Origin of the sequence: Peribacillus muralis (genome assembly GCF_001645685.2) — a bacterium.
Classification (GTDB): domain Bacteria; phylum Bacillota; class Bacilli; order Bacillales; family DSM-1321; genus Peribacillus; species Peribacillus muralis_A.
The window spans coordinates 1,729,027-1,753,337 of sequence record NZ_CP017080.1; the positions used below are offsets into that span (position 1 = coordinate 1,729,027).

Sequence of the window (24,311 nt, forward strand, 5' to 3'; positions counted from 1 at the left end):
TTGCCGACAGTTCAACATTTTATGTAAAAAGTTCATAGCAAGGGGAGGTGAAACGATGGAACCCATGACAATCATCTTCACTTTGCTTGGCCTAATCGTCGGTGCAGTTGTTGGCTATTTTATTCACAAATCAAAATTTGAGAGTAAAATAGCAGGGGCAAAGGGCTCTGCAGAACACATCCTTGAGGATGCAAAACGTGAAGCGGATGCACTTAAGAAAGAAGCCTTGTTGGAAGCAAAAGATGAAATTCATAAAATTCGTTCAGATTCTGATCGGGAATCCCGTGAAAGAAGGAATGAATTACAAAAACAAGAAAATCGGTTATTGCAAAGAGAAGAGAATCTGGACCGTAAGGACGATACGTTAGATAAACGTGAAAACCTTTTGGAGAAAAAAGAAGATTCTCTAAACCAAAGACAACAGCATATTGAAGAGATGGAAAGCAAAGTGGACGAAACGGTTCGTAAGCAGCAAACGGAGCTAGAACGAGTTTCAGGTTTAACTCGTGAAGAAGCTAAAGCAATCATCATAGACCGAATGGAAAACGAGCTTGCTCACGATGTAGCGCTTATGATTAAAGAAAGTGATACCCGTGCCAAAGAAGAAGCTGATAAAAAGGCAAAAGAAGTTCTTTCTCTTGCAATTCAGCGTTGTGCGGCTGATCATGTTGCAGAAACCACCGTTTCTGTAGTGAATCTTCCAAACGATGAAATGAAAGGACGGATAATTGGACGTGAAGGACGAAATATCCGGACGCTAGAAACGCTAACAGGTATAGACCTAATAATTGATGATACTCCTGAAGCTGTCATTTTATCTGGATTTGATCCGATTAGACGCGAAACGGCACGCTTGGCTCTTGAAAAACTTGTTCAGGACGGACGGATACATCCGGCTCGAATTGAAGAAATGGTTGACAAAGCAAGACGTGAGGTAGATGAACATATTCGTGAAATTGGTGAACAAACGACTTTCGAGGTTGGTGTTCACGGTCTCCATCCAGACCTTATCAAAATACTGGGTCGTTTGAAATTCCGTACAAGTTACGGACAAAACGTGCTTAAGCATTCAATTGAAGTGGCCCAGCTTTCAGGGTTGCTGGCCGCTGAGCTTGGAGAGGATGAAGTACTTGCCCGCCGTGCCGGTTTATTGCATGATATCGGGAAAGCGATCGATCATGAAGTGGAAGGCAGCCACGTTGAAATTGGCGTGGAATTGGCAACCAAGTATAAAGAGCATCCTACTGTCATTAACAGCATCGCTTCACATCATGGCGATACAGAGCCAACTTCCATCATTTCAGTGCTTGTTGCAGCCGCTGATGCATTATCAGCTGCAAGGCCTGGTGCCAGAAGTGAAACACTTGAAAATTACATTAGAAGACTTGAAAAGCTTGAGGAGATTTCCGAATCCTATGATGGAGTGGAAAAATCATTCGCGATTCAAGCCGGACGTGAAGTGCGGATTCTAGTGAAACCAGAGCAAATAGATGATCTTTCGGCCCATCGACTCGCACGTGATATCCGGAAACGGATTGAAGAAGAGCTTGATTACCCAGGTCATATAAAAGTCACGGTTATCCGTGAAACAAGAGCAGTCGAATACGCTAAATAAAGTGGGTTAAAGAAAGAGCGAAGAGGTGCAAACCTCTTCGTTTTTTCTTGTTTCTAACAGTATACGGCTCCGATATTCATCAGATATTATGTTACAATACAGACTTGATATTCTTATCATGAGAAATGTGAATGTAGAAAGGGTTTTACAATGAAACTTCTATTTATTGGAGATGTCGTAGGGGCTCTAGGTCGTGACATGGTCCAAGAATACCTTCCGAAATTAAAGGAGAAGCATAGGCCGCATATCACGGTCATCAATGGGGAAAATGCGGCAAGTGGTCGAGGGATTACGGAGAAGATTTACAGGAACTTTTTAGAGTGGGGCGCGCAGGCGGTGACGATGGGAAACCATACATGGGATAATCGCGATATTTTCAATTTCATTGAGGAAGCGAAATATCTCGTCCGTCCGGCAAACTTTCCAGAGGGTGCACCTGGAGAAGGAATGAAATTTTTAAAATTGAACCAGCTGGAAATTGCGGTCATCAATTTACAAGCTAGAACATTCATGTCGGATTTGGATTGTCCGTTCAAAAAAGCGGAGGAGCTTGTGACGATGGCGCAAAAAAGGACGCCGATCATCTTTGTTGATTTTCATGGTGAAGCAACAAGCGAAAAGCAGGCTATGGGCTGGTTCCTTGACGGCAAAGTTACAGCCGTTGTAGGTACGCATACACACGTTCAGACTGCCGATAACCGCATATTGCCTGCGGGCACTGCTTACATATCGGATGTGGGCATGACAGGGCCGTATGATGGTGTTCTTGGCATGGAAAGAGGCGCAGTGCTCCAGCGGTTCCTGACAAGCCTACCTGTTCGTTTCGAAGTGCCTAAGGAAGGCAGGACCCTATTAAGCGCGATCCTTCTGGAAATCGATGACAAATCGGGTGAGGCAAAGAAAATAGAGAGAATCCTCATCAACGAGGATCATCCCTTTTATCATTGATTAAATGAGATGGATGGTCAGTCAAATGCTGTCCATCCATTTTTTCATTCAATATCAATCTTGTCGGACAATCCCGGTTTTCTTTGTCATACAAGTTTTACTTGATGAATATAGTAGCAGTGGAAAGTGTTATAACCATTGAGCCTATGATCATAATCGGCAGGGAAGACAAGGAGGACTAGGAATGGAAATATTAAAGGTTTCAGCAAAATCTAATCCTAATTCTGTAGCAGGCGCACTAGCGGGAGTGCTCAGGGAAAGAGGGGCAGCCGAAATTCAAGCTATCGGTGCAGGTGCGTTAAATCAAGCCGTCAAGGCAGTAGCAATCGCAAGAGGATTCGTCGCACCTAGTGGAGTTGACTTGATTTGTATTCCTGCCTTTACAGATATACTTATTGATGGCGAAGAGAGAACGGCTATAAAATTAATCATTGAACCAAGATAACTTCATGAAGGAGTGTCCTGTTTGTCCATGGGCGAGCAGGCTCTTTTTTGTCCTGAAATGATGGTTCGCATTATAATGGAACATGTAAACATTAAATGAATGGGACAGGAAGGGGAATCACGTTGGCAATTTTTGACGCACATTGTGATGTGTTAATGAAGATGTTCATCGATCCGGAACTATCTTTTTTAAATAGTGATAAATTACATATAACCAAGCGGGGGTTATTGGATGAAGGGGGAAAAGTCCAATGTTTTGCGATATACATCCCTGAAAAAGTCCATCCGGATATGAGGTTCCAGGCAGCATTGGCGATGGTTGATATTTTTCATGAAAAGATTTTGGCCGAGCCGGAAATGAAATTCATAAAGTCGAAGTCTGACATTGAATCTCTTACAGAATCGGAAATCGGGGCAATGCTGTCTCTGGAGGGGTGCGATTGCATCGGGAACGATCTGCTGAAGCTGAAAACGCTCCTTCACCTTGGCGTTTCCTCTGTAGGGCTAACATGGAATCACGCGAACCTAGTAGCTGATGGGGCACTCGAAGCGAGAGGGGCGGGTTTGACGGAATTTGGAGAAGAGGTGGTGACCCTGCTAAATGAGAGAGCAATTTGGTGCGACGTATCTCATTTATCGGAAGCGGGGTTTTGGGACACCATAAAAAGGGCTGAATACCCCATCGCCTCCCATTCGAATGTCCATTCACTTTGTTCCCATCCGCGAAATTTAAAAGACAGTCAAATTAGAGCCCTTTTGCAAAAGAAGGGAGTGATAGGAATAACCTTTGTCCCGCAATTTTTATCTAATGGTGACTCCGCTTCGATAAAGGATATTTTGAAGCATATAGACCATGTATGCAGTCTAGGCGGTGAGAAGCAAATTGGTTTCGGTTCGGACTTTGATGGAATCGATCATATGGTCGACAATTTAACCTCATTTAAGGATTATCATATTTTGATCAATGAGTTGAATAAGTTTTATTCCAGTGAGTTTGTAAAAGGGCTTCTATTTGGTAATTTTGCACGTCACTTTCCTGTTAAAAAAGAAGGGTTTTAGAAGATTTTTAATTCGTACTATATAGATATGAATAAATATTCTGAAAATATAAACAATAGAATCAAAAAGGTTGCAATTTAATGGTTTAACCGATAGAATTGAAAGCGTTTAGTACACCTTTCCTAAATTAGAACGATTAATTATACATAATCGAATGTTCTGACGAGAGGTGCATTTAAATGCATTTATATACGAACGTTCTAAAGGAGTGTAAGACATGATCAATCAACTTTCATGGAAAGTTGGCGGACAACAAGGTGAAGGTATTGAAAGTACAGGAGAGATTTTCTGTATTGCCCTCAATCGCTTAGGATATTACTTGTATGGCTACCGTCATTTCTCGTCCCGAATAAAGGGTGGACACACGAATAACAAAATTCGTGTAAGTACTACGGAAACTCGTGCTATCTCTGATGATTTAGACATCTTAGTCGCTTTTGACCAAGAAACGATTGACGTCAATTATAAAGAATTACATGAGGGTGGCATCATAATCGCGGATGCAAAATTCAAACCTGTCTGCCCAGAAGATACAAAGGCAGAATTATATATTGTTCCATTTACGGAAATTGCAGCAGAACTAGGCACATCATTAATGAAAAACATGGTCGCCATCGGTGCGACATGTGCTGTCCTTGGAATGGAAATATCCGTATTCAATGATGTGGTAGATGAAATCTTCGGCCGTAAAGGCGAAGAAATCGTCAAGAAGAATATGGATGCCATTACTGCTGGGTACAAGGCAATGGAAGTCATGCTTGGAGAAAAACTGGGTGCAATGGAGCTGGAGAAGGCAGATGGACAAAAACGCTTGTTCATGATCGGTAACGATGCCATCGCTTTAGGCGCAGTTGCAGGGGGCTGCCGCTTCATGGCAGCCTATCCAATCACTCCGGCTTCGGAAATCATGGAGTACCTGATTAAAAAACTTCCGCAATTAGGCGGGACGGTCATTCAGACTGAAGATGAAATCGCGGCGGCTACAATGGCGATTGGAGCAAACTACGGCGGTGTTCGGGCCATTACGGCTTCGGCCGGTCCTGGCCTATCCTTGAAAATGGAAGCGATCGGTTTGGCGGGTATTACCGAAACACCGATTGTCATTGTCGATACGCAACGTGGAGGTCCATCTACAGGGCTTCCTACGAAACAGGAGCAATCCGATTTAATGGCCATGATTTATGGCACGCACGGTGAAATTCCTAAAATCGTCATGGCTCCAAGTACAGTTGAGGAAGCTTTTTATGATACGGCAGAAGCGTTCAACCTTGCCGAGGAATATCAATGCCCAGTCATCGTTTTATCGGATCTACAGCTTTCATTAGGTAAACAGACGGTACAGCCGCTTGATTACGGGAAAGTGGAGATAAGACGCGGGAAGTTGGTGGACACTGAAATTGAAGAGTCTGAAAACAAGGCATACTTCAAACGATATGAAGTTACGCAAGACGGCGTCTCACCTCGCGTCGTACCTGGCATGAAAAACGGTATCCACCATGTAACAGGTGTTGAGCATGATGAAACCGGAAGACCATCCGAGACCGCTTTGAATCGTAAGGCGCAAATGGATAAACGGATGCGCAAGCTGGATAACTTGACGACTACCTTCCAAACACCCGTTTACAAAAACACACCGCATGAAGAGGCGGATTTATTAATACTTGGGTTTAATTCCACACGCGGGACGATCGATGAAGCAATCGGCCGCTTGGAAACGGATGGCATGAAAGTCAACCATGCTCAAATTCGTTTGATTCACCCATTCCCTGCTGATGAAGTTCTTGCTTTAGTTCAATCGGCTAAGAAGGTAGTGGTTATCGAAAACAATGCGACTGGACAATTGGCTAATATCATCAAGATGAATGTCGGACATGTCAATAAAATTAAAAGTATCCTAAAATATGATGGCAATCCATTCCTCCCGCATGAAATTCACACACAATGCAAGGAGATGTTCGAATATGGCAACATTTAAAGAATTTCGTAATGATGTAAAACCTAACTGGTGTCCTGGCTGCGGGGATTTCTCCGTTCAGGCTGCCATGCAGCGTGCGGCGGCTAATGTAGGGTTGGAGCCAGAGAATTTGGCTGTCGTTTCCGGTATTGGCTGCTCAGGCCGTATATCCGGTTACATCAAGTCATATGGCTTCCATGGCATCCATGGCCGCTCGCTTCCAATCGCACAAGGAGTGAAAATGGCCAACCGTGAATTGACCGTAATCGCTTCTGGCGGTGACGGAGATGGCTTTGCCATTGGGATGGGCCATACCATCCATGCGATCCGCCGTAATATCGACATAACGTATATCGTCATGGATAACCAAATATATGGATTGACAAAGGGTCAAACTTCTCCGCGTTCAGCCGCTGGGTTCAAAACGAAGTCCACGCCGGAAGGATCGATTGAGCAGGCCGTTTCACCAATGGAATTGGCATTATCAGCCGGTGCCACCTTTGTTGCCCAAAGCTTTTCCACTGACCTGAAGGACTTGACGGCAATCATTGAAGCGGGAATCAAACATAAAGGTTTTTCCTTCATCAATGTGTTCTCTCCATGCGTGACATATAACAAGATCAATACGTATGATTGGTTTAAGCAGAACTTAACGAAATTGAATACGATTGAAGGATATGATTCTTCAAATAAAGAACAAGCCATGCAGACTTTGATGAAGCATGACAGTTTAGTGACAGGAATCATTTATCAAGATTCTTCACGGCCTTCGTACCAGGAATTAATTCCGGGATATGCTGAAGAAGCGCTGAATAAATCAGACCTGACACTGGATCAAGCACATTTCGATAAGCTTGTTACAGAATTCATGTAAAATATGAAAAGGGCTCACCCCTCAAGTTGGGGTGAGCCCTTTTTGTGTTCTATTGGAAAGCTGTTACAAGAAGGATTCATCATCCTCTAGGTTAAGCTTACCAAAAGTTACGATTACAGCCGCAGCCGAATGAGAAGAAATTGCAACGATTTCTTCTACAACAACAGTTGTTATTGTTATTGTTGTTGTTATTATTGTGATGGTGATGATGGTGGTGCTGCTCGCGGTTACAATCACGGTCATTATCGCGGTCCCGATCACGATCGTTGTCGCGTTTTTGACAACCTTTCACCGCACGACAAAAATCTTCTGCGATCCGATCGTTATTGTTGTTGTTATTATTATGGTGATTATTGTTACATGACATATAAGTCACTCCTTAGTTTTGTTTTTTGTTGTACAAGATATCTTATTCAAGAGCGGACAAGATGCTATAGAAACATGACCCATTTATTAAAAATGTACGTATGTCCCCAAAATCCAATAAAGGCAGGTGCAAAGGAGAGTATGGTATTTTTTAGTTTGGGATTTCATATATTTACTTATTAAGGACGGTGAAAGAGCAGCCCTACTTCAGGGGGAATGTACATGTTTAAAGGGAAAATGAAAGCGATTGTCAAACATCACCGCGGGTATGGGGCGGAAATGCAGGATGTGAACATTCCGGAATTTCGTGAGGACGAGGTTTTGATAAAAGTAAACATGGCTTCTATCTGCGGAACGGATATTCATATATACACTTGGGATAAATGGTCACAAGGAAGAGTGAAGCCGCCATATGTTTTCGGACATGAATTTTCTGGGGAAGTAGTGGAAATAGGATCAAATGTGGCCAATGTGTCAATTGGTGATTTTGTATCTGCAGAAACACATATCGTTTGCGGTGGATGCAGGCAATGTTTAACGGGACAGTTTCATGTTTGTAAACATACAACCATAATCGGTGTCGATACACACGGATGCTTTTCGGAGTACGTGGCGCTGCCGGCCAAAAATCTATGGAAAAATCCAATCGATATGCCCCCCGATATTGCTACAATCCAAGAGCCGATGGGGAATGCGGTCCATTCCGTGCTTGCTGGGGACGTACTTGGCAAAACGGTAGCCATCATTGGCTGTGGTCCGATTGGGCTTATGGCAGTTGCCGTGGCAAAGGCCGCGGGAGCAGACAAAGTGATCGCTCTCGATATAAATGATTATCGCCTACAGCTTGCAAAAAAGATGGGGGCTACACACCTCATCCAATCAAATAAGGAGGATCCTTTGGGAATCATCCAACGCCTTACAAATACGGACGGGGTGGATGTGGTTTGTGAAATGAGCGGCAATCCAGCAGCGATCGATCAAGGATTTAAGATGGCGACGAATGGCGGAAGGGTATCCATCCTAAGTTTGCCAGCGCAGCCCGTCACACTTAATATAACAGAGGATATTGTATTCAAGGGCCTTACTGTGCAAGGGATTACCGGCAGGAAAATGTTTTCAACCTGGCAGCAGGTGTCAAGCTTGCTTGGAAGCGGAAAGGTGGACTTAAGGCCGATGATTACGCACCGCTTCTCATTAAGCGACTTCGAGATGGGGTTCGATTTGATGATCAAAGGTCAAAGTGGCAAGGTACTCCTGATTCCTTAAAGAGATAATTGACTTGAACTCGCGAGTAAAAAGGCCAAATTGGCGAGAAAAGCGCTCAAACTCGCGAGTAAAAGGCCCGAATTGGCGAGAAAAGCGTAAACTCAAGAGTTCGATAGAGACAGCTTTGAAGGAATAGCGCGTTTTCCTCTAATATAATAAGAATTGGCTAAATTCGATGGGGAAGCTAAGGATCAATGGTGTACTTAAATGTTCCAAATATGTAAATGTGAAAAATTCCTTACAATTGCGTAGGACATGACAGAATGATTGTTTCTTGTTCTTAAAAGCTTTATACTAAGGTAATGTGGATATTTCACACTAAAAAACGAATCATTACTGGTAATTACCAAAAATGAAAGCTGCATAAAGCGTTAGTCACAAGATAGGTGTTTTAATAGTTGGTGATAGAATAAACTAACTATTTTGAAAGGAGAATGACCATGAACGAGAAACAACGATTAGAATCACAGCAAGTGAATGCTGAAAATCCAGCGGACAAAAAATCCGAAAAGGATTACAGTAAATACTTTCAAGCGGTTTATATTCCGCCTTCCTTAAAAGATGCGAAAAAACGCGGGAAGGAAGAAGTGGAATACCATGATGATTTTGCGATTCCAGAAGCATTCCGTGGAATGGGAGAAGGCAAAAAATTCTACATTCGTACATATGGCTGCCAAATGAATGAACATGACACGGAGGTTATGGCGGGTATCTTTACGGCACTTGGCTATCAGCCGACTGACACGGTGGATGATGCTAATGTCATTTTACTTAACACATGTGCGATCAGGGAAGGCGCAGAGAATAAAGTGTTTGGTGAATTGGGACATTTGAAATCATTGAAGCTGGAAAAGCCGGATTTATTGCTTGGCGTTTGCGGCTGTATGTCCCAGGAAGAATCAGTCGTAAAGCGAATTCTTGAAAAGCACCATTTTGTGGATATGATTTTCGGAACGCACAATATCCACCGCCTGCCGCAAATTCTTAATGAAGCTTATCTTTCCAAGGAAATGGTCATTGAGGTTTGGTCCAAAGAAGGGGATGTAATTGAAAACCTTCCGAAGATTCGGAAAGGTAAAACGAAGGCATGGGTCAATATCATGTATGGCTGTGACAAGTTTTGTACATATTGCATTGTGCCTTACACGAGAGGGAAGGAAAGAAGCCGCAGACCGGAAGATATCATCCAGGAAGTGCGTCATCTAGCCGCTCAGGGCTACAAAGAAATTACTTTACTAGGACAGAACGTCAATGCATATGGGAAAGATTTTACGGATATCGAATTTCGTTTCGGTGATTTAATGGATGAAATTCGCAAAATCGACATTCCGCGAATTCGGTTTACGACAAGTCATCCTCGTGACTTTGATGATCACTTGATTGAAGTTCTTGCTAAAGGCGGTAATCTTGTTGATCATATTCACCTTCCAGTTCAATCGGGAAGTACGGACACCTTAAAAATCATGGCTCGCAAATATACGCGAGAACAGTATTTTGAGCTAGTAAGGAAGATCAAGGAAGCCATCCCAAGTGCATCGTTAACGACTGATATCATTGTCGGCTATCCAAACGAAACGGAAGAGCACTTTGAAGAAACGATGTCTTTATACCGTGAAGTCGGTTTTGATGCAGCATATACTTACATTTATTCGCCACGTGAAGGGACACCGGCAGCTAAAATGCAGGATAACGTACCGATGGAAGTGAAAAAGGAGCGCCTGCAGCGCTTGAATGCCCTCGTTAATGAAACGTGCGCTTTGAAAATGAAAGAGTATGACGGGCAAGTTGTTGAAGTGCTAGTAGAGGGTGAAAGCAAGAAGAATGCGGAAGTATTAGCAGGTTATACAACGAAAAATAAGCTCGTGAACTTCAAAGGACCAAAATCTGCCATCGGTCAAATCGTGAAAGTGAAAATCACTGGAACGAAAACATGGTCACTAAATGGAGATATGGTTGAAGAAGCAGCGGCAATTGAGGTGGAATAAGATGACGAAATATACTAAAGATGACATTTTGACAAAAGCGGCGGAGCTTGCAGAAATGATCGCCAGCACGGAAGAAGTGGATTTCTTTAAACGGGCAGAAGCTCACATCAATGAAAACCAAAAAATCCGCGAAATGATTGCCAGTATAAAAAGCTTGCAAAAACAGGCGGTCAATTTCCAGCATTATGGCAAGGACAAGGCGTATAACCAAGTACAAGCCAAGATCGAAGCACTTGAAAATCAATTGGATGAGCTTCCGATCGTTCAGCAATTCAAACAATCACAAGTTGACGTGAATGATCTATTGCAAATGGTTTCGTCACAAGTATCGAATAAGGTGACGGACTTGATCATTGAAGCTACCGAAGGCGACATCCTTCGCGGCGAAACAGGTTCACAGGTACAAGCTGGCGGCGGAAGCTGTTCATGAATATCAAGAAGCCCTTCTGAAAAATAGAAGGGCTTTTTTAACACCCGGAAATCCTTATACAGCGCCCATTCGTGACACATATCCCAAAACATGCGCATAAAATAACCTAGGTTTAAAACATTACAGCAGTTTTCAAACAAAAAAAATTCTACGCACACTAGACTTTTACCACGCATAGGATGAATGGAAACTGTATGAGGAGGGTTCGCTAGCATGTCACAATATAGAGAGATAATCACTAAAGCGGTGGTGGCAAAGGGACGAAAATTCACAAAGTCCTCTCACACCATTTGCCCGGCTCATCATCCTTCTAGCATTCTAGGTTGTTGGATCATCAACCATAAATACGATGCAAAGAAAGTCGGCAAAAAGGTAGAAATTCACGGCAGCTACGAAATCAACGTTTGGTATTCCTATAACCATAATTCAAAAACGGAAGTTGTTACTGAAAAGGTGCAATATACCGACGTGATTTCGCTGAAATACCGTGATCCCGATTGCCTTGATGACCATGAAATCGTTGCAAAAGCTGTCCAACAGCCGAATTGTTTAGAAGCTTGCATCTCACCATGCGGACAAAAAATCATTGTCCATGTGGAAAGGGAATTCTTTGTGGAGGTCGTCGGCGAAACGAAAATCTGTGTCGCCGTTAGTCCAGATGGCCGATGTGAGGATGACTGGGGCTGTGATTTCGATGATGAGGAATTCGAAGATTTAGATCCGGATTTCCTAGATGAATTCGAAGACGAATAAAATATAGGCAGTAACTACCGGATGACACATTTCATCCGGTTTTATTTATTTTGAATGGGGTTGTGCTTTCCCTTGTTTGCTGGCAGGCGATTTTTTACTGGCTGACTGATTTTCCATGCAATTTCGAATACAGGCAATGTTGCTTTCTCGTATGTTATAATGGAGGATATGAATCAGAAAATAGATTATAGTTTGGAAAGGTTTTGAAGGAATGGCTGGATATACTCCGATGATACAGCAATATTTAAAAATTAAGGCAGAGTATCAAGATGCCTTTTTATTTTTTCGTTTAGGCGATTTTTATGAGATGTTTTTTGATGATGCACTGAATGCCTCGCAGGAGCTTGAAATCACATTGACGAGCCGGGAAGGTGGAAGTGAAGATAGGATTCCGATGTGTGGCATCCCATATCACTCGGCTGCTAACTATATTGATATTTTGATAGAAAAAGGGTTTAAGGTAGCCATATGTGAACAGACGGAAGACCCAAAACAAGCAAAGGGTGTAGTGCGCAGGGAAGTGGTCCAGCTGATTACACCGGGAACGAAAATGGATAGCAAAGGCCTTCGTGAAAAGGAAAACAATTATATTGCCACCATCACTTCATTTGCTGATGGTCAATTCGGATTCGGATACAATGATCTTTCAACAGGGGAAAATAAGGTAACTTTGATTGAGAGTTTCGAAGAAGTTCTCAATGAATTTGCGATCCTTGGTGCAAGCGAAGTGGTCATTGCAGATGATTTCGATGAAGAATGGAAAAAAAAGCTCCAAGAACGGGGAGCTGCGGCCTTATCTATCGAGAATAACCAAATCGAAAGCGAGTCGTTTCTTTCCCTACTGCAGCAATTGAAAGACCAAAAACAAGCTGTAACCTCCTCACGTTTATTGAATTATTTATATCGTACACAAAAGCGCAGTCTGGATCATTTACAGCCAGTGCTGGCTTATGAAACGTCACAATATATGAAAATTGATTATTATAGTAAACGGAACTTGGAATTGACCGAAACCATTCGTTCCAAAGGAAAGAAAGGTTCATTATTATGGCTGCTTGATGAGACGAAAACGGCGATGGGCGGAAGGATGCTGAAACAATGGATTGATAGGCCGCTCATTAACAAAAAACAGATCGAGCGGAGACAGAGCCTTGTTGAAACCTTGAAAAATCAATACTTCGAACGGCAGGATTTACGTGAACGCCTGAAGGAAGTCTACGACTTGGAGCGACTTGCCGGAAGGGTCGCCTTTGGTAATGTTAATGCAAGGGACCTGATTCAGTTGAAACGCTCCTTGCAGCAGGTTCCGATCATCCGTGAAATCGTCAAGTCGATGGCCTCCAATCACGACATATCGGTTCTTGCCGAGAAATTGGATCCGTGTGAAGAAGTGACCGATCTGCTGGAAACTGCATTGGTTGAGAATCCGCCATTGTCCGTCAAGGAAGGGAATATCATTCAGGATGGTTTCCATAAGGAGCTGGATACATACAGGGATGCCAGCCGTAACGGAAAAACGTGGATTGCTCAGCTTGAACGCCAAGAGCGCGAACGCACAGGAATCAAATCATTGAAAATTGGTTATAATCGTGTGTTTGGCTATTATATCGAAGTCACACGTGCCAACTTGCATTTGCTTGAAGAAGGGCGTTACGAACGGAAGCAAACGTTAACGAATGCTGAACGCTATATTACGCCTGAATTAAAAGAAAAGGAAGCTTTGATTTTACAAGCAGAAGAAAAAAGCATTGGTTTGGAATATGACTTATTTCTTAATCTGCGTGAAGAGGTCAAGAGCTATATCCCTCGTTTACAGGATCTAGCCAAAGGCGTCAGTGAACTGGATGTCTTGCAATGCTTTGCGACGATTAGTGAAGAACGTCATTATGTGAAGCCTGTCTTTTCGGATAGCCGGAGAATCGTTTTGAAGGAAGGACGTCATCCGGTAGTGGAAAAAGTGCTCCAATCACAGGAATATGTCCCCAATGACTGCATGATGGATGCTGAGCGGGAGCTGCTTCTGATAACAGGACCCAATATGTCAGGGAAAAGCACATATATGCGCCAGGTTGCACTGACATCAATATTGGCGCAAATTGGCTGCTTCGTGTCGGCAAGCATAGCGGAATTGCCTATTTTTGATAAAGTATTCACCCGGATTGGCGCGGCAGATGATTTGATTTCAGGTCAGAGCACATTCATGGTCGAGATGCTTGAAGCAAGAAATGCGATCATGAATGCAACAGAAAATAGCTTGATATTATTCGATGAGATCGGACGGGGTACATCCACATATGATGGGATGGCACTTGCTCAGGCCATCATTGAATATATACATGAAGAAATTGGGGCAAAGACCCTTTTTTCAACGCATTATCACGAATTGACTGTCCTGGCATCGGAATTGCCTAAGTTAAGTAATATACATGTCAGTGCAATTGAGCAAAACGGAAATGTCGTTTTCCTTCATAAAATTAAAGAAGGCCCGGCGGATAAAAGCTACGGAATCCATGTAGCCAAGCTAGCTGACTTACCAAAGCCTTTAATTGAGCGTGCGGCAGCGATTTTAACACATTTGGAAAAGGAAAATGGACAAGCAAAGGCCACGCCGGAACAGCCGGTTGAGCAGGTAAGAGCTGCTGCCGAAGAGGTTCCGGAATCGGCAGATGAGGCACAGCTTTCCTTCTTTGGCGAAGAAGCTCCTAAAGGAAAAGCGACTTCCTCACCTAAGGAAAAAAAGGTGTTGGATGATATTAAATCTCTTGATATTCTTGAAATGACGCCGCTAGAGGCGATGAATATCCTGTACAAACTACAGAAGAAGCTGAAATGAGAAAATAAAGCGAGGCGATGGAAATGGGAAAAATCATCCAGCTGGACGAGTCTTTATCAAATAAAATCGCAGCCGGCGAAGTTGTAGAACGCCCTGCCTCAGTCGTAAAGGAACTTGTTGAAAACGCCATTGATGCAAACAGCACCATCATTGAAATTGAATTGGTCGAGGCGGGACTTGGCTCGATTAGGATTGTGGACAATGGCGATGGGATATTGGCTGATGATGTAGAGGCAGCATTCAAACGTCACGCCACAAGTAAAATAAAAGATGAAAATGACTTATTCAGAATTCGAACCCTAGGTTTCCGCGGTGAAGCGATGCCTAGTATCGCTTCCGTTTCACGCTTCGAGATGAAGACGAGCACAGGAGATGGGGCAGGGACGCGCATCCTTCTCGAAGGGGGCTTGATTAGTGAACTTGAGGCTTCGTCGAGCCGTAAAGGAACGGATATCCTGGTTTCCGATTTATTTTACAATACACCTGCAAGATTGAAGTATATGAAAACCATTCATACGGAGCTTGGAAATATTACCGATGTCGCCAATAGGCTCGCCCTTTCGCACCCGGATGTTTCCATCCGCTTATCACACAATGAGAAGCGTATCCTGCATACGAATGGTAACGGTGATGTCAGGCAGGTGCTAGCGGCCATTTATGGTACGAATATCGCCAAAAAGATGATTCCGGTGCAAGCAAGCTCCCTGGACTTCACACTTTCCGGCTATATCGTGATGCCTGAGATCACCAGGGCTTCAAGGAATTATATTTCAACCATGATAAACGGCCGTTTCATCAAAAACTATGCACTTGTGAAGGCGATCCTCGATGGGTATCATACGCTGCTTCCTATTGGCCGCTTTCCGATTGCGTTATTGAATATTGAAATGGATCCGATCCTTGTCGACGTCAACGTCCATCCATCAAAAATGGAGGTAAGGCTCAGCAAGGAACAAGAATTGTACAGCTTAGTATCAGAAACGATTAAATCTGCTTTTAAAAAGCTTTCGCTCATCCCAAGCGGATATGCACCGCCTGCCCCTAAGCCGGAACAGGTTAAAAGTGAGCAAACTACGTTGGATTTGGACCATGTCGTGGAGAGCGGCAAGCGTGTTCTTGAAGAAGCGAAAAAAGAAGCGTCACTTTTGAAGGATACATTGATCCGTGAAAAGCAGGAACAAAAAAATCATGAGAATTTTATTGCAGGGTTTAATCTCGAACCAATCAAGGAACTGATCTATAGCAATGAGGATCAGCAGCAAATGGCGGACGTCTACATCCCGGTCTTGCCTGAGGGAGAAAGTAAACCATATTACGAATCGGCTGAAAAATATACCACCTACACAGTGGAGCAAGAGGCAGAAGAAGAAGAAGAAGAGGATGTACCGGCAAGCCGAGTCCCGCCGATGTATCCAATCGGGCAAATGCATGGAACGTATATTTTCGCCCAAAACGAAAATGGTTTATATATCATCGATCAGCATGCAGCCCAGGAACGGATCAAATACGAATATTTTAAAGAAAAAGTCGGACAAGTTGAAAATGAGCTCCAAGATATGCTCGTCCCGATCACACTTGAATTTTCAACAGACCAATGCATCCGGATCAATGAATATCGCCATGAGCTGGAAAAAGTCGGGGTCTATTTAGAAGAGTTTGGCTACAACGCCTATATTGTCAGGTCCCATCCGCAATGGTTCCCAAAAGGAATCGAACAGGAAATCCTGGAGGAAATGATCGAACAATTGCTGATGATGAAAAAGGTGGACATTAAAAAACTGCGCGAAGAAGCTGCCATCATGATGAGCTGCAAAGCCTCCATCAAGGCAAACCGCCACCTCCGCAATGATGAAATACAAGCACTGCTGGATGAACTAAGGCGGACGACCGATCCCTTCACATGCCCGCACGGAAGACCGATCATCATCTCCTATTCCATTTATGAAATGGAGAAAATGTTCAAAAGGGTCATGTAATTAAAAGCAATGGAAAACCGTTATGTAATGGGGTTTTCCATTGCTTTTTTTCGTTGTTTCTGGAGCTTTTATCTTTTGCGATTTATCTTTTTTTTCACCTGAATGGCTTATTAGGATTTTATCTCGGAGTTTCGCCGCCGAAGGTTGCCATATGAAAAATGTTCCTCATTACTACTGTTCTCCGCTCATAATGAGATTGAATAGCTTCATCAAGCGACCTTTGAGAAATCAGCATGAGGATGATTTCAATAAGTGAAGTATTTGAATCAAACTGGATATCCTTTCACTTATACCACTACTTTTTCATGGGTATATTTATGTAAGGCAAGCAAAAATGTAATAGTAAAGGAGAAGTCATTACTAAAAAAGTCGTGTTGTTTGGATATGGACATGGTAAATTTATATTACAAGAAATCAGGAAAGACCAATGAGGTAAATTCAGATATGAATATATTACAATCCCATACAGCATTAAATAGAGAAGAATGGGCTAAATTACGTAACAAAACACCGTTGTTGTTATCAAAAAATGAATTGGAGAATGTTAAAGGAACAAATGATATAATTTCTCTTCAAGAAGTGGAGGAGATTTACCTACCCTTATCACGTTTAATTAATCTAAAAGTGGAAGCATCTAGACAATGGAAGGCGGTAACCTGCTCATTTTTAGATGAAAAACCTAAAAAAGTCCCTTTTGTTATTGGTGTTGCAGGAAGTGTTGCAGTTGGGAAAAGCACCACTGCTAGAGTGTTGAGAACCCTTTTATCAAGGTGGGAAAGCCATAAAAAAGTGGATCTGGTTACAACAGACGGTTTCTTATACTCTACGGATACTTTAGAAAAAAAGGGACTGATGAGTAGAAAAGGTTTTCCAGAAAGCTATGACACCCAAAAATTAATCGATTTCATGGTTAGAGTGAAATCAGGAGTAGATAAAGTGGAAGCACCAGTATACTCTCATCTAACATATGACATAGTGCCCGACAAAGCTGAAATTATAAGAAATCCAGATATCCTTATTGTAGAGGGAATTAATGTTCTTCAAGTTAAAAATTCCAATCCTTTATTTGTAAGTGACTTTTTTGACTTTTCAATCTATCTTGACGCCGAAGAAAGTGATATAAAGCAATGGTATATCGAAAGGTTCTTTCTCCTTCAAAAGACAGCATTCGAGGATAAACAATCTTATTTTCATCGGTATAAAGATTTTTCTCAGAAAGAAGCAATGGAAAAAGCTACTGAAATATGGGCAGACATTAATGCTAAAAATTTAAAAGAAAATATACTGCCTACGATGAGAAGGGCTGATTTAATACTTAGAAAAAATCACGATCATGAAATTGAAAAAGTATATTTAAAGAAGTTCTAGCTGCCATTTGGCAGCTTTTTATGGTTTTTTTCAAATCCCGATTGGAGGTTGGTTTATCCTAAGCATATTCAATCCAATATTTTCAACCCTGTGACAGATAAGGCTTATGCTGTCCAAAAAAAGCAAAAAAACCACTTGTATTTTACCAACTCCTTCAGCTGCATTTGCGTTGCTTTCATGACGAATGTTACGTTAAAAAGTACTTAAAAGCATTAACTACGTACACTGCCGAGGAGGTTATAATAGTAGGAGATAACAAAAATATCAAACAGTGGAAGGGAAAGAAATTAATGAAATACGAGTGGAGAAAAAAAGAGAAGGAATTATATATTCCAAAGAGAAAGCCTGAACTTGTCACGATTCCGGAGCAATATTTTTTCTCGATAGGAGGAAAAGGAAATCCAAATGAGCAGGAATTCGCTGAAAAGATCGGTGTTCTTTATTCATTAGCTTATGCGGTGAGAATGATGCCGAAGCAGGGGGAAACTCCCGATGGGTATTTCGAATATACTGTATATCCATTAGAAGGTGTATGGGACCTAACAGAAGCGGGCAGGAAATTAAATACATTGGATAAGGAAGAATTATTATATACGATCATGATTAGACAGCCGGACTTTGTAACAAAAGAAGTAGTAGAGAGAGCGTTTGAACATGTAGAAAAAAAGAAACCTCATCCCTTTCTAAATGAAGCGAAGTTCGGTACATATGAAGATGGTTTAACTGTCCAGATGCTTCATGTCGGTCCATATGATGACGAACCCCAAAGCTTCCAACTCATGAAAGAATTCACCGAAAATAATAATCTGGAACGAATTTCATTACAACATAGAGAAATATATCTTTCTGATTTCAGGAAAGTTGAACCTGCAAAATTAAAAACTGTGTTGCGATATAAGGTTAAGGCGATTGAATGATTTGTTAACTACCCACATGTCATTGCTATCGAATTTATCGATGGAGGCGTGAGCTCTGAGTACCGGATATGTCATGTTTATAGACTGCAATAAAGGAGGCCAGATAAAATGGGTCTTTTTTTATTTGTTTAAATACACATTTTCATTCAGTCCCAAAATGATAAAAGAATAAAACTATTTTAATATTCCGTTTGTTTCAATTCATGTTAATGTATTGGATTGCATTTCTGTGATAAAACACTTACATTTCCTTTTATCTATGTATAATTACCTGAATATATAGAATTAACTTTTAATTTGTGTGATTCAGTGATATTATTTTATGAGAATTTTCAAACTATTCAACAGGAGGCGAAGCACTCATATGTCACAGATGTTGGCTTTGGTTATTGTAATTTTGATTTTATTTGTTGGAGACATAGTGGCGGTTCGAACTAAAGCCTGGATACCTTCCGTTTTTATTTCCGCGGTCCTATTTCTAGCTGGTTATTGGACATTTTTTCCACAGGATATCGTTTCGATCGCTGGTGTTCCGCCGGTAGTGGCAACCATGATGATGTACCTTTTGATCACGAATATGGGAACATTGCTTTCGATACGGGAATTGATGAATCAATGGAAAACGATTGTCATCTCCCTATCCGGGATTCTTGGTATTGTGGCGCTATTATTCGGAGTCGGCATATTTATCTTTGATTTGCAAACGGTGCTTGTCGCGATTCCTCCTTTAGTCGGCGGCATGGTATCTTCAATAATCATGTCGGAAGGAGCTGCAGATGCAGGTCTTACGAGTTTGTCCGTCTTTGCCATCGTTATTTATGTGATGCAAGGCTTTGCTGGCTATCCTTTGACATCCATTGTTTTGAAGAAAGAAGGCAAGAAGCTTCTTGGACAATATCGGAATGGGCAATTAACGGTAAAAAAGGGTGATCCGGCATCTGATGCGGGAGGCATGGCGGAACTCAAGCTGTTTAAAAAACTCCCTGAAAAATATAATACGGAATATTTCAAATTTTTCAGACTCGCGGTTGTGGCTTTTTTCGCTTATCTTGTTTCGGCTGGATTGGCTCCGATCGTATCCATTAATGCTTTTGTTCTTTGCTTGCTTTTTGGGGTTATCGCAAAAAGCATCGGTTTCCTGGAAAAACAGCCTTTGCAAAAAGCAAATGGGTTTGGATTTGCCATCATGGCCCTTATGCTTTTCGTTTTTGACGGATTGAAAAGTGCAACGCCAAGCATGATGATGGAAATCCTTTATCCACTTGTTGTTTGCATTACCTTAGCCGTGATTGGAATGTATATATTCTCTTTCGTTGCAGGGAAGTTATTAAAGGTCAGCAAAGAAATGGCCTTTGCAGTATCTTTAACGGCATTATATGGATTTCCAGCAGATTACATCATCACTAATGAAGTGGTCAATTCATTGACAAAAGATGAAAAAGAAAAAGAAGCATTGCTAAGCCATATGCTCCCGCCGATGCTTGTCGGTGGATTCATATCAGTCACTATTGTATCGGTCATTCTAGCAGGAATATTCGTGCAATTTTTGTAAGAAAGGAGGAGTTTCAGGTGAGACTTGTTGAACGTATAGAAAAGCAAATAAATGATTTGAGCAGATTTACAGCAACACCAGGAAAAGGGACTACCCGGCTAACGTATAGCAAGGAAGACTTGCTTACCCGGAATTATATTAAAGATAAAATGATGGAGTATGAATTAACGGTTCGGGAAGATGGCCTTGGGAATATTTTTGGAAAGCTTGCCGACACTGTGAAAGATGCTCCGAGCGTTCTGATCGGTTCACATTTTGATTCCGTCCCAAATGGCGGTGCGTATGACGGGCCAGCTGGCGTAATAGTCGCTCTTGAAGTGGCAGCCCTTTTTGCCGAAAATCGATTGAGACCTATATATCCATTGGAAATCGTTGCTCTCATTGAAGAAGAAGGTTCTCGTTTTGGCGGTGGGCTAATGGGGTCGAGAGGAATGGCTGGCTCGCTTAGTGAGGAAGATTTTAAAAGCTTGAAGGACGAAGATGGTATCACAACCATAGAAGCGATGTCGAAGATTGGACTGGATAGTTCGCTTCCGAAAAAGAGAGCAGCCAGGACTATAAAAACATTTCTCGAATTGCATATCGAGCAGGGCCCCATTCTTGAAGAGAAGAATATTCCCATTGGGGTCGTAGAAGCCATCGTTGGCATAACGCAACTGGAAGTAACGGTGGAAGGGAAGGCAGGACATGCAGGCACTACCCCGATGGATCGCCGTACAGATGCATTGGTTACGACCGCCAACATCATTTCCCGCTTACCGGACTTAGCAATTGAAGAGGGAGAAGGGACGGTCATCACGACGGGCCGCCTTCATGTTTTTCCAAATGGAGCCAACGTGATTCCCGATAAAGTGGTATTTTCAGTGGACATTCGATCTGGCAAGGAAGAACATATTTCCCGTGTCATCAAAAAAGTACATGAATTAATTGATTCCTATCAAGATCAGGGCTTCCAAACAAAAGCTGAACAGCTTTTATATATGCCGCCTAAAATCTTGAATGAAGAGATTGGAGCTTTGCTAAAAGAGAAATGTGCCGATTTAGGAATTCCATACTGCTCGATTAACAGCGGAGCAGGCCATGATGCGATGGTTTTTTCCGATGTGACTGATGTCGGCATGCTCTTTGTTCCAAGTAAAGCAGGATTAAGTCATTGTCCTGAGGAATATTCTGATGCACGTCATTTGGCAAATGGTGTGCAAATATTTTACGAAGTGGCCAAACGATTAACGGAGGTAGAATGAGGATGATCAATCAAGCAATAAAAGCAGCTATTCAAGAATACGGTGCAGAATTAACGGAAATACGCAGAAAACTTCATAGCGAACCGGAGTTATCTTGGGAGGAAGTAAAAACAACTGCATATGTTTGCGAATACCTTGAAAAATTAGGAATCACTTACCGTAAAACGGAACCAACAGGCGTTATTGCGGAAATTAAAGGTGGAAAATCAGGAAATACGGTAGCTTTAAGAGCGGATATGGATGCACTTTCCGTTGAACAGTTAAATAAAGCTTTGCCGTATGCTTCAAAAGAAGCGGGGAAAATGCATGCATGCGGCCATGATGCACACACAGCCATGCTGTTGGTTGCTGCGAAGGCCCTGAATGCAGTTAAAGAGGATTTACCTGGAAATGTCCGATTGATCTTTCAGCCAGCCGAAGAAGTGGCAGCAGGAGCAAAGGAATTGGTCAAACAAGGGGCAGTCGAAGGTGTCGATAATGTATTTGGCATTCATATTTGGTCGCAAATGCCAACAAGCAAGGTCGCCTGCACTCAAGGTCCTTCATTCGCTTCAGCAGACATCTTTACAGTAAAGTTTAAAGGCAGAGGTGGGCATGGAGCAATGCCGCAGGAATGTATCGATGCAACCATCGTTGCTTCTTCATTCGTCATGAATGTTCAGTCTGTCGTATCAAGGACGGTAGACCCACAACTTCCCGCTGTTTTGACTGTCGGTAAAATGGACGTTGGCACCCGATTCAATGTCATCGCAGAAAATGCCGTTATCGAAGGGACTGTCCGTTGCTTTGATCCGCAGATACGTGATCATATTGAAAAACAGCTTCAAATTTATGCTGAAAATGTTGCTAATATTTATGGGGCGGATGCGGAGGTTGAGTACTATCGAGGCACGCAAGCTGTCATCAATGATGAATCCAGTGCAAAGCTAGTGCAAAAAGTGGCAGGCGCTGCGTTCGGAGAAGACGTCTTATATAATGAAAAGCCCACAATGGGCGGGGAAGACTTTAGCTTCTATTTAGATGAAGTACCTGGAAGCTTCGCATTGGTTGGCGCAGGGAATGCCGAAAAAGATACGCAATGGGCCCACCATCACGGGAATTTCAATATCGATGAGGATGCGCTGGCTACAGGTGCAGAGCTTTATGCACAATATGCATGGGCATATCTGACTGAAGGAACTGAAAATATAGGCTAACGTGATGAATAGGATGAAAGAAAGAGGGCAGTTGATTGGCTGCCCTCTTTCTTTGTAGACAATCTCGATGAAAATTGAGTTTGTCTAAAATTTTTTTGTTTATGTGTTTTGGTTCTTAAAGATAGTGAAAGCGGCTCGACTGTAAAATCCCTCGATGCTTCAGTAAGAGAGGAAGAACACGTGGGATATCTTACACGGTAAAAAAACATACAGAAAAGATAAATCAACCCCTAACACAAAGCCCAAAAACTAGAAAAATAATAAAGGTAAAATATGTATTTAAAATTACACCTCGATAGAATATATTTAACATTGGTTTTCCTGAATATAGCTAAAAATTTGATTTTTAAATTTAAATTTCGCTATACTGATTTATAGTAGTTTTTTCATCATCATAAATTGAACGCTAAATGCTTTGCTTATTACGGGAGTACTTGCTGTATGTTATTATTGGTAAATATAAACTTAATATAGGAAAAAATTTAATTGTATGTGTAATTGTAACGGCCTTTTATAAAAGTACCGCTCTATTACCCTTTTGTGTTTCCGGTTACTAGAGCAATTGGCATCACTTTTCAATAAGAATGGAAACCAATGTGGAATTGAGGTATTAAACGTATAACGAAGGAGGAAAATTGAACAGAAATGGCAAAAGGATCATTAAAGGACGACGTAAGGCATGTATTGAGAGAAGACATAATTTCCAATAAACTCAAGCCAGGTCAAAGAATAGTAGAAACGGAAATAGCAAAGAACATGGGTATCAGTCAAGTTCCCGTCCGAGAAGCTTTAAGAGGCTTAGAGGAAGAAGGTCTTGTTAAGTCAATAAAATACAGAGGACCATTCGTAACCGAGATTAATGTGTCGGAGATGTATCATATATTTTTGCTGCGTTCAGAAGTTGAAGAAAATGCTTTATCGCATATATTACCGAACATAACCAAACGAAATATAGGCGAACTATACGATATTATAGATAAAATGGCATTAATAAATAAAATGGATAACTACTCTGCCCAGTCGGCTTTAGATTTAGAATTTCATTATACAATTATTAAATGGTCAAATATCGATATTTATAGGAGAATATGGAAAACTCTTGATGGACATATCCGGAGATTTATTATGTTCATGCATCCCATGATTGAAAATAAACAGAAAGAAGTTTATAATGATCACCTTAATCTTGTAAAAGTTTTAGAGTCTAAAAACATAGAGAAGGCAAGAACTGCCTTTAAAAATCATATCATGGAATATTTTCTTGAAAACAAGGAACTGATAGAACAAATATCTAATGATAAATGAAGGGGTGTCCCAAAGTAATCTTTGAGGACACCCCTTTTAATATTGCGCATAATAAATATTTTATTTCGGCAGAAGTGTACCTTCCCTTTAGGACTATGAAAATAGTAAATAAGTGAAATGAAGCCAGAGTTGTAAACCGATATTTAGTAAAATAGGCTTTTTTTTCGTCAAGGTTGATTGAAGCAACGCCCCCCTCCCCTTCCCAGGGAACATGAGTAATAACTAA

General features: G+C 41.8%; 19 protein-coding genes. 18 read left to right on the plus strand and 1 reads right to left on the minus strand.

Annotated features, from left to right (window positions below):
• The first annotated feature begins 55 nt into the window (after window positions 1-55).
• The 6 genes from rny (at window position 56) to ABE28_RS08360 (ending at window position 6,894) form a co-directional block, all read left to right on the plus strand.
• Complete coding sequence (gene rny, locus ABE28_RS08335; protein WP_061144685.1) at window positions 56-1,615, plus strand: ribonuclease Y; 1,560 nt, start codon at window positions 56-58, stop codon at window positions 1,613-1,615.
• Window positions 1,616-1,765: 150 nt separating this feature from the next.
• Window positions 1,766-2,563, plus strand: a complete 798-nt coding sequence (locus tag ABE28_RS08340) for a TIGR00282 family metallophosphoesterase (RefSeq protein ID WP_064461923.1) — start codon at window positions 1,766-1,768, stop codon at window positions 2,561-2,563.
• Window positions 2,564-2,747: 184 nt separating this feature from the next.
• Window positions 2,748-3,008: a stage V sporulation protein SpoVS gene (gene spoVS / locus ABE28_RS08345; RefSeq protein WP_029281188.1), complete on the plus strand. Its 261-nt coding sequence runs from the start codon at window positions 2,748-2,750 to the stop codon at window positions 3,006-3,008.
• A gap of 95 nt (window positions 3,009-3,103) precedes the next feature.
• Window positions 3,104-4,066, plus strand: a complete 963-nt coding sequence (locus ABE28_RS08350) for a dipeptidase (protein WP_064461924.1) — start codon at window positions 3,104-3,106, stop codon at window positions 4,064-4,066.
• A 217-nt stretch (window positions 4,067-4,283) separates the two neighbouring features.
• Window positions 4,284-6,041, plus strand: a complete 1,758-nt coding sequence (locus ABE28_RS08355) for a 2-oxoacid:acceptor oxidoreductase subunit alpha (protein ID WP_064461925.1) — start codon at window positions 4,284-4,286, stop codon at window positions 6,039-6,041.
• Window positions 6,028-6,894, plus strand: coding sequence for a 2-oxoacid:ferredoxin oxidoreductase subunit beta (locus ABE28_RS08360; RefSeq protein ID WP_064461926.1), 867 nt, complete (start codon window positions 6,028-6,030; stop codon window positions 6,892-6,894). The genes ABE28_RS08355 and ABE28_RS08360 overlap by 14 nt, the downstream gene beginning before the upstream one ends.
• 63 nt (window positions 6,895-6,957) lie before the next feature.
• On the opposite strand, the gene ABE28_RS24905 is transcribed toward ABE28_RS08360, so the two are convergent.
• Window positions 6,958-7,137, minus strand: a complete 180-nt coding sequence (locus tag ABE28_RS24905; protein WP_156775708.1) for a hypothetical protein — start codon at window positions 7,135-7,137, stop codon at window positions 6,958-6,960.
• 345 nt (window positions 7,138-7,482) lie between these two features.
• Here ABE28_RS24905 and tdh point away from each other — a divergent pair, with 345 nt between their 5' ends.
• The 12 genes from tdh (at window position 7,483) to ABE28_RS08420 (ending at window position 24,085) form a co-directional block, all read left to right on the plus strand.
• Window positions 7,483-8,526: an L-threonine 3-dehydrogenase gene (gene tdh, locus ABE28_RS08365; protein ID WP_064461927.1), complete on the plus strand. Its 1,044-nt coding sequence runs from the start codon at window positions 7,483-7,485 to the stop codon at window positions 8,524-8,526.
• A 440-nt stretch (window positions 8,527-8,966) separates the two neighbouring features.
• On the plus strand, window positions 8,967-10,511 hold the full coding sequence (miaB, locus tag ABE28_RS08370) for a tRNA (N6-isopentenyl adenosine(37)-C2)-methylthiotransferase MiaB (protein ID WP_064461928.1): 1,545 nt from the start codon (window positions 8,967-8,969) through the stop codon (window positions 10,509-10,511).
• Window position 10,512: 1 nt separating this feature from the next.
• Complete coding sequence (locus ABE28_RS08375; protein WP_064461929.1) at window positions 10,513-10,941, plus strand: YlbF/YmcA family competence regulator; 429 nt, start codon at window positions 10,513-10,515, stop codon at window positions 10,939-10,941.
• A gap of 213 nt (window positions 10,942-11,154) precedes the next feature.
• A complete protein-coding gene (locus ABE28_RS08380; RefSeq protein WP_061144692.1) occupies window positions 11,155-11,694 on the plus strand; it encodes an outer spore coat protein CotE in 540 nt (179 codons plus the stop codon).
• Between the two features lie 211 nt (window positions 11,695-11,905).
• Window positions 11,906-14,527: a DNA mismatch repair protein MutS gene (mutS, locus tag ABE28_RS08385; protein WP_064461930.1), complete on the plus strand. Its 2,622-nt coding sequence runs from the start codon at window positions 11,906-11,908 to the stop codon at window positions 14,525-14,527.
• 23 nt (window positions 14,528-14,550) lie between these two features.
• Window positions 14,551-16,503 carry a DNA mismatch repair endonuclease MutL gene (gene mutL / locus ABE28_RS08390; protein ID WP_064461931.1) on the plus strand — a complete coding sequence of 651 codons (1,953 nt, stop codon included), beginning with the start codon at window positions 14,551-14,553 and terminating at the stop codon, window positions 16,501-16,503.
• Between the two features lie 444 nt (window positions 16,504-16,947).
• The gene (gene coaA / locus ABE28_RS08395) at window positions 16,948-17,871 is read left to right on the plus strand and encodes a type I pantothenate kinase (RefSeq protein ID WP_064461953.1); all 924 of its coding nucleotides are present in this window, start codon (window positions 16,948-16,950) and stop codon (window positions 17,869-17,871) included.
• Between the two features lie 164 nt (window positions 17,872-18,035).
• Window positions 18,036-18,788: a GyrI-like domain-containing protein gene (locus tag ABE28_RS08400; RefSeq protein ID WP_257390743.1), complete on the plus strand. Its 753-nt coding sequence runs from the start codon at window positions 18,036-18,038 to the stop codon at window positions 18,786-18,788.
• Window positions 18,789-19,152: 364 nt separating this feature from the next.
• Entirely contained in the window at window positions 19,153-20,340 is a 1,188-nt protein-coding gene (locus ABE28_RS08405) for a hypothetical protein (RefSeq protein ID WP_064461933.1), read from the plus strand.
• 17 nt (window positions 20,341-20,357) lie between these two features.
• On the plus strand, window positions 20,358-21,584 hold the full coding sequence (locus ABE28_RS08410) for a Zn-dependent hydrolase (protein ID WP_180319983.1): 1,227 nt from the start codon (window positions 20,358-20,360) through the stop codon (window positions 21,582-21,584).
• Window positions 21,585-21,586: 2 nt separating this feature from the next.
• Window positions 21,587-22,780 (plus strand): amidohydrolase, encoded by a 1,194-nt coding sequence (locus tag ABE28_RS08415; RefSeq protein ID WP_064461935.1) that lies wholly within the window; start codon window positions 21,587-21,589, stop codon window positions 22,778-22,780.
• Between the two features lie 645 nt (window positions 22,781-23,425).
• A complete protein-coding gene (locus ABE28_RS08420; protein WP_064461936.1) occupies window positions 23,426-24,085 on the plus strand; it encodes a GntR family transcriptional regulator in 660 nt (219 codons plus the stop codon).
• Window positions 24,086-24,311 lie beyond the last annotated feature (226 nt).